This window comes from Acetobacterium sp., assembly GCF_036508315.1.
Taxonomy (GTDB): domain Bacteria; phylum Bacillota; class Clostridia; order Eubacteriales; family Eubacteriaceae; genus Acetobacterium.
In genome coordinates, this window is sequence record NZ_DATCHP010000064.1 from 20400 (window position 1) to 28451 (window position 8052).

Here is an 8052-nt window from a genome sequence, read left to right on the forward strand (position 1 = left end):
TTAACGTGTTATATATTTATTTTCACAGTTCTTCGCTGGCGGCTGCACTTTCTTCCGCAGTTCCTGAATTTGTCTGAATAACGCACCAAGACTTAAAAGGCAGTTCTTTCGTGTTCTAACGAATACAATCTGCACAACAAAACTGTTCCTCCGATCATTGCCGAAGTGTTGACATGTCCCGCAACAAATCAGCAAACCGTTCCGGTTCAATGGGTTTGCTAAAAAAGTAACCTTGCATCTCATCACAGGACTGTTCTTTTAAAAAGTTCAATTGCTCCACCGTTTCTACACCTTCGGCAATAACGGTTAAACCTAAATTTCTACCCATGGCAATGATAGCATGGGTAATCGCCTTGTCTTCAGCGTTTTCCGGGATGTTGCGGACAAATGATCGGTCAATCTTGAGTGTATCGATGGGGAAATGCTTGAGCTTGGAAAGAGATGAATAGCCGGTACCGAAATCATCAATGGACAGCCGCACCCCCAAGCTTTTAATTTTGACTAACACAGCAAGCATTCGTGTGGGATTACTCATGATCGTACTTTCAGTAATTTCCAATTCCAATAGATTTGCTGCCAACCCGGAATCATTGAGAGCGGCTTTTATATCATCGATCAGATTGTCATCTGCAATTTGCCGTAATGACAAATTTACCGCCATACAGACTGCAGGAAGCCCCTCCTTTTGCCAGGCAACGTTTTGAGCGCATGCTGTCTTCAGCACCCACTTACCAATCGGTATTATCATGCCTGTTGCTTCAGCCACAGGAATTAATTGTGTGGGAGTTACGGCTCCAAGGATCGGACTTTGCCAGCGGAGGAGCGCTTCCACACCGGTTATGATGCCTGTTTTAACGTCGGTTTTTGCCTGATAATGTAAATAAAGCTCATTTCGCTCAAGTGCATAACGCAGATTTGTCTCAATCGCCAAACGTCCCGTTGATTGTGATTGAATATCTTTGGAGTAAAACTGAAAGTTGTTTTTGCCTTCTTCTTTGGCATAATACATAGCAATATCAGCATTTTTCATCAGTGATTGTTCGTCATCGCCATCCTTAGGGTATAGACTTATACCGATGCTGGCAGTTACACGGCATTCATCATCCAGCAGAACGACTGGTTTCAAAGTGCTTGCAAGAATGTTTGCAGCGACAAGTTCCAGGTCACCCAACTTATGAACGTCTTCAATCAGAATAACGAATTCATCGCCACCCTGACGGCTGACAACATCTGATGCGCGCAGTGAGTGCTTATAGCGTGTGGCAATCTCCTGCAACAGTTGATCTCCGGCAGCGTGACCCTTAGTGTCATTGATGATCTTGAAACGGTCGAGATCAATGAAAAAAACTGCCAGTTGCTGTTTGTGACGTTTCGCAGACTGGATCGCATGGTGAAGAAGTTGGGTAAACAACAAGCGATTTGGCAGTCCCGTCAGGCTATCGTGGGTGGCGAGATACTGAATCTTTTTTTCAGCGTTTTTATATTCGGTCACATCTTTGGATGCGAGGACAAATCCTATCCGAGTATCATAATTATCTTCGCATTCAGAAATGGATAGAATGATTGGAATTTTCACACCGTTTTTTGATATGATGGACGCTTCCACACCCCGTACCGGACATGTGTTCAGTAATTCGGAAATATTTGCATTGTTTGATTGGCTATCCGAGAAAAAGATCCTCTCCAGCGGTTCGCCAACCAATTCCTTTTGGTTGTATCCCAGCAGCTTTTGTGTTTCCGGATTAACACTTAATATAATCCCTTTAGGATCTGTAAGAATTACCGAATCGATGATTGTCTGAAACAAATTCTCGGCGATAAGAGCAGGCGTCATGGCCATCAGCTTGTACTTGACAATGGCATAATAGATGCCAACAGACCAGACTGCTCCTGCTATTGTGGATATATCCGGGATATCAGATCTCAGGATAAAGGTAAATACATCGATGATCATACCGGTTAACAGCGATGCGGCAGATGAAACAATAAGTATCCGCGCCTGTTTTCGTTCTCTTTGAGATATCGCTGTTTTTTGATACCTATAACTGATTAATACGCAAACACCAACATAAACGATGGTATAAGCAATGGACGCCCAGAACCACAGTGAATCCGTCCGCGCGGATATTATCCAGCCATTGCTTCCGTGGAAATAAGCCTTGACGAAAAAATCCGATGTCATTTGCATATACGAAAAAATAATGCTTGGAAGATACAGGACAATATACACCCACCATTGTTTTAAGAGTTTTTCTTTATGAGTATATTTTAAAAAGAAATGAAGTACAATACCCACAAACAGCAAAGCACCAATTGAACTTAGTTTAAACCAGAAAATGCAAGTTGCCTCATCATCTGCAGAAAGATATAAAGCGGCAGTAAATGACCAGATGACGAGGCTCAAATTGAGGGCAAAAAAAAGTCTGTTTAAAGTCGATTTTTGATCCAATCGAATAACACTCAATCCCAGAAATAAATAAACAACAGAAAGCATCGCCAATATAAGGGAAAATATGTTCATAATACCTTGTCTGAGTTACACATAGCAAAAGCTTGTGTACTCATACGCTCCTTTCTGTAATTTTTATCAGGTATTTTTGAAATACCTCAACCCTTTGCTATTACTGGGTTTTTACGCTAATATATATATAATTTTTTCTTCTGTAAATGGTATAATATAAGTGACTAAACAAACATTTTACAAAAAACAGGAGTGAAATTTATGACTACTCATTCGTCCCAACTTTCACTTGCCGATGTTTTTACTATTTTTATACCCATTTTCTCTTTTTTAATAGCTTACAGTGTGACAATGACCAAAAAATATCTTTATATTTCAATTTGCATATCTATTATGTAGTTTATTGTATAAATTTACATGGCTTTTCGGCTTTCGCTTAGTGGATGGGCAATTAAACTCAGATTCCGTGATTCTGGTCACGCGCTTTGAGTACACCTTATTAATTTATTCGCTGAACTGGTACGTTTCGATTGTGATTGCATCTCTGACCTTATTTGTTTCCATTATCGTTGATAATACGGCCACTGCCATTGGGGTATTAATGGCTGCACTCATTGGTGGACAATTTCTACAGTTTTTTCTATCGGATTGGCCCATCGTCAAGTTCTTCTTTGTCACCAATCTGGATCTCACCCGTTATTTAACCGGCTCCTATCAGCCGATCGAGGGGATGAGTTTGAATTTTTCAATCATCACCCTTTTCATATGGGGTTTACTAGCTCTCATTATCGGGTTTCAGATTTTTAATCGAAAAGATGTTCTGGTTTAAAAGGAGACAACAATGATAAAAAAAATATGGCCCCTCATTCTACTATTATCCATCGCCCTAACGATTTTTTTTGTGACGGGATTGATCACATCGATCATCATCACGAATGGCGGCGAAAAAAATCAGTCCGAAATTCCCAAACCCACTGAGAACATTCAAAATGAACCTGCCAGCGCCGATAAAAATATATTGGTTCTTGGGGATTCCATCGGATTCGGTGTGGGTGATGAACCGGATATGGGCATCGGCAAACGCTATGCGGTGCTAATCGATCCGGAAAAAACCATCGCGGTCTCAAATCTGTCGGTCTCTGGGGCAATCAGCTCTGAACTGGCAGCTCTTGTCGAAGACCCCGAAAATGCACCCTTTATTTCTGCCGCCGACTTAATTATTATCTCCATTGGCGCAAATGATTTGAATTCTCTCCAATATGAGGATGCCCTATCTTTGGATGCGGCCTTTCAGGAAACCTTTAACACCTATCAAGAAAATCTTGAAGCGACACTTAACCGCATTCGAAATCTTAATCCCGAGGCACAAATCGCCCTGATCGGTTTATATAATCCTTATCCCGAACAAGATCCTCAAAAATCGCAAAAACTTTTTGAATGGAATTATAAAACGCAGCTGATAGCCGATGCCGATTTAAAAACAGCCTATATCCCCATCGATGACCAAGTTAAGTATCATCTGGACACCTATCTGGCGGCCGATCAGTTTCACCCCAGCAGCATCGGCTACCAGGTGATTGCAGAAGAGCTTGATCGCGTTTTAAACGGCATCGATTAAATGAATCATTGTTAATTTTTATGATAAAAGCCCTTGATCTAACCATTCACAAAAACTAATTTTGCGAATCGATAAATTGAGGGCTTCAGAGCTTCGCGCCCACTATATGATACGATCTGGCTCGGCCGCATTTCCTGGTACCGTCTAAGTTTATAATTTAATGTCAGACACAGGTCTCCTTTAGACTGCTGAAATAAAAAAATAGAGCAAGACCAAGATGTTTATTGGCTAAAAATTTTAATCCCATATGTGTTAGTGACGGTATCATAGAAGATTGGCAATTGGGGTGGGTTAAATGTAAATACAATAAACGCAAAAAATATAACTGTAATTACAATAACCGATATATTTACTACCCACTTATTAGGCTCTGAATATTTAAGAAAATGAGATGCAACACACAGTGCAATAAAATAACATATAAATACCAAAAGAATATCAATAAACACAGATTCAATTCCTAAAGCGCCTGTATAACTGTAAAATAATACTACAACCGATAAAGGTGCCAGGACTAAAGAAACTGCAGCGGATACACTCCAAGTATTTAATGGTATTTCACATTTTTTATTTTTTATAAGATAAATGGCTATCCACCATAATAGAAATGGGAAAAACATGAATTTCAGATGTTCCCATACACTTTCGTTTACCGGGTTAAACAGTCCTACAATTAAGTTTTCGCCACTAAGGTTATATGCAAAATGCGAAAAGCTTGCAACAATTCCAAATATTATCGTATATATAAATATTTTAATAGTGGTAAAAGTACATGTATTTTTCATAGCTTGTCTCCTTATCATATTTTTAATTGATAGATTGTAAAATGAAGTACAACAGAAAAGTTGGATAAAAAAGCAGCCCAAAAATAAACCTTCGTGTTAGAATGACGTTATCAAACACCATCGTTAGTGATCCCGGTGATTCAGGATTTTGTTAGTCGATTCATTGCATTCACCTCTTCTTTAAATATAACTTAATGTATACCACGTTTAATGGGAATTATAGTTATATATTCAATTAAACTGAAAAAGTTCTTTTCTCATCCTATTGTTCCACCCACGGGATATCAATACAGGCCACATATGATATTCGAATGTTTTGACTGTCATATTGGCGATGGTTACTGGCACTTCTACCACAATAAGACCAGCTTCTCCAAAAAACTGGCCAGTGAAATTTCTGTGATCGATTCACACACGCAGCAGCGTAATAAAAAAAAACACTTTCAGCCTGAAGTGCTTTTTTTTATGCCTTAAAATTGGTTATTATTTCGTTTATCCTGATACATCATCAGATCCGCATTTCGCAAAAGAATGTCTATGTTTCCATCTGAAGAACTGAATATGGAATACCCGGCGGAAATTGATACATGGCAATTAAATTCTCGAATACGAAAGGGATCAAAAAAGAGTTCTTTGATTTTCGTAATTCTGTCTTTGATAGCATCTTTATTTTTTTCATGAGGTAGGATTATTGTAAATTCATCGCCTCCGATTCTTGCCAAAAGTTCATTATCCTTAATGGATGATTTCAGTCTTTTTGCAGCCTCTAAGAGAAGCAGATCCCCTGCATCGTGACCATGTGTATCGTTGATCTCTTTAAATCCATTGAGGTCCATGAAGATGATCGAGAAATCTTCGCTTTCAGCATGATATCTCTGGCTGTATTCCTCAAGTATCTTAAAAAACAGTCTCCGATTGGGCAAATGGGTCAGCATATCATGATTGGCTAAAACATAGAGTTCATCAGCTGTTTTTTTGTATTGTTCCCTGCTCTTCAACAGGGCTTTTTCTGTTTTCTTCTGCAGGGTTATATCATGAAAAGTTACCACAATACCCATGAAGCCTTTTATACTATCCTCAGCAACCGATGCTGAAAGGATGGCATTGATGGTTTTGCCCTTTGAATTGATTAAATCAAGTTCATGATTTTTGATGTTTTTATTTTCCAAAAGACGTTTTTTAAGGCTGGCTTCAGTATCTTTGTGTGCAGTAAACAAGCTCTTAATTTCCTTGTTGATCAATTCATTTTTTTCATAGCCAAGCATTTCATAGGTGGCTTTATTGCACCTGATAATTTTATCATGCTCATCGAGGAGAAGAACGGGATCCATAATTGTATCCAATATACTATCAGATGAAGCGATGCTGGAAAAAGAAAGTATTTGATATTTGCTGGCAAGGATAAAAAAGCCAGCTGCAAAGAGAATCGTAAAAATATTGGTCATCGGCGGCAAAAAATGACTGAATAAGGGTAGGACGAAATCAGTAACTGATCCGACTGCGAGTATAACCGTATCGATTATAATGATAATGAGTGCCTGTTTTTTTTCTGTTGCGTAATTTGATTCTTTTCGCCACTGATTTAACAGATAGAAACCCGCTCCAAAATAGCTGCCGAGGTAAAGTAAATAGACCCAGGTCCACATGTTTGATGGTTCATTGACAATGGTCCATCCCAGACCGGAGGTGCTTTGGACAAAACCGATGGCAAAGGATGTGGTTTCACCAAAAATGTTTTTAATCAGCAATAGGATTGGCAAAGCATAAAACCCAAGGTAATAAAAGTTTGATTTAAACAGTTTATTACGATTGGTCAGAATTAAAAAAAAGTGCACGGCAAAGACCGGGAAAAGACATACTCCGATTGTAGCGATCCTGTGCCAAAAAATGGCATCCTCCAGAGTTGGGGCCACATAAAAAAAAGCACAGGCAAATGCCCAGATGCCAAGAGCCAGACATTCAAGAAAAGCAAACCGATTGAGATTTTTATTTTTATCCAAGTTCAACAAATAAATGCCAAGCAAACAAAACAAGATAAAGACCGTGAATGAGAACAGCGAAAGAATATTCAATTCAAAAACTTCCTTTTATGATTTAACTTCCTTTTATGATTTAAGTAAGTGTTGTTATTCATTATAACTTATTTAAAGAAATATTTGGAAATTAAATGCTTTTTTAAAAAACATTGCTTTGTAAATGCATTGTTTTGATTAAAACAAGAAAACGCAATCATAACCAGTTAATGATTATGACTGATCAATTCCACCTTAATTTTACAGTCAGCCATTGTTCTAATTGTTCTTTTCCTTTTACTTATGCGGTTTCTTCACTCTTCAATGACACTCAAACTTAACTTCTTTTATATATTTCTTAAGTGATTTAATACCAAACTTGCAAATTCACCGAACATGTTATATTATATGCATTGCCAATTTGTAAACAAATTGTAACAATCTATGATGCATTTAAGTCACAGTCAACACCGTGACACCATCACGTATTGACAACGGAGGTCAAATGAAGAAAAACTTAATTAAAAACGCATGTGTGAGTCTTGCCTTTTTTTTATGCCTGAGTACGATACCGGGCGCTGCTATGGCAGCAGAAGCAGATGTTGATTTAAAACAAATCGCCCAAGCGGTTGAGACGGCACAAGCCAAGTCAGCAGTTCCCATGCCAAATTTATTTTCGGCACGAACCGCTGCGCCAGGTTCGGATAATCCCTATTTCTTTGCTAAAAACCCCTATTCACAGGGTGGATATGGCTTACCAAACTGCACTGCTTATGCCTTTGGCCGAGCTTATGAAATTTTGGGAACCACACCAAATTTATGCATGGGTAATGCTAATTCCTGGTGGGCCTATAATCAAAGCACCGGCCATTATCCCTCAGGATCCACGCCAAAACTGGGCGCAGTTATCTGTTGGGGTGGCAGTTCAGACGGTCATGTGGCAATTGTTGAAGCGATTAACGGCAATACCGTCACCCTTTCCGAATCGACCTATAGCGGCATCTTCTTCCAAAATTATACCTATACCATTGGTGCTGAGGATGCAACCTCTGTGGGCGGTTTCCAGGGTTATATCTACATCGGCGATTACGTTAATACCGCATCTGATACAACACCCCCAGTAATATCTGACGTGCAGGTTACCGACTATGAAGGCAAAGGAATTAAGGTCACCGC

Annotated in this window: 6 protein-coding genes; 3 read left to right on the forward strand and 3 right to left on the reverse strand. The window is 39.0% G+C overall.

Features of this window, described 5'->3' with window-relative positions; all coding sequences use genetic code 11:
* Positions 1 to 154: 154 nt before the first annotated feature.
* Positions 155 to 2521, reverse strand: a complete 2367-nt coding sequence (locus VIK44_RS08380) for an EAL domain-containing protein (protein ID WP_331553415.1) — start codon at positions 2519 to 2521, stop codon at positions 155 to 157.
* 343 nt (positions 2522 to 2864) lie between these two features.
* Between VIK44_RS08380 and VIK44_RS08385 the strand changes: the two genes are divergently transcribed.
* A complete protein-coding gene (locus VIK44_RS08385) occupies positions 2865 to 3290 on the forward strand; it encodes a hypothetical protein (RefSeq protein WP_331553416.1) in 426 nt (141 codons plus the stop codon).
* Between the two features lie 12 nt (positions 3291 to 3302).
* Complete coding sequence (locus VIK44_RS08390; RefSeq protein WP_331553417.1) at positions 3303 to 4079, forward strand: GDSL-type esterase/lipase family protein; 777 nt, start codon at positions 3303 to 3305, stop codon at positions 4077 to 4079.
* Positions 4080 to 4300: 221 nt separating this feature from the next.
* On the opposite strand, the gene VIK44_RS08395 is transcribed toward VIK44_RS08390, so the two are convergent.
* Complete coding sequence (locus tag VIK44_RS08395) at positions 4301 to 4864, reverse strand: DUF6512 family protein (protein ID WP_331553418.1); 564 nt, start codon at positions 4862 to 4864, stop codon at positions 4301 to 4303.
* 470 nt (positions 4865 to 5334) lie between these two features.
* On the reverse strand, positions 5335 to 6936 hold the full coding sequence (locus VIK44_RS08400; protein ID WP_331553419.1) for a diguanylate cyclase domain-containing protein: 1602 nt from the start codon (positions 6934 to 6936) through the stop codon (positions 5335 to 5337).
* A 445-nt stretch (positions 6937 to 7381) separates the two neighbouring features.
* On the opposite strand from VIK44_RS08400, the gene VIK44_RS08405 reads away from it, so the two are divergent.
* The coding region (locus VIK44_RS08405; RefSeq protein ID WP_331553420.1) for a CHAP domain-containing protein at positions 7382 to 8052 on the forward strand (671 nt) is incomplete at its 3' end.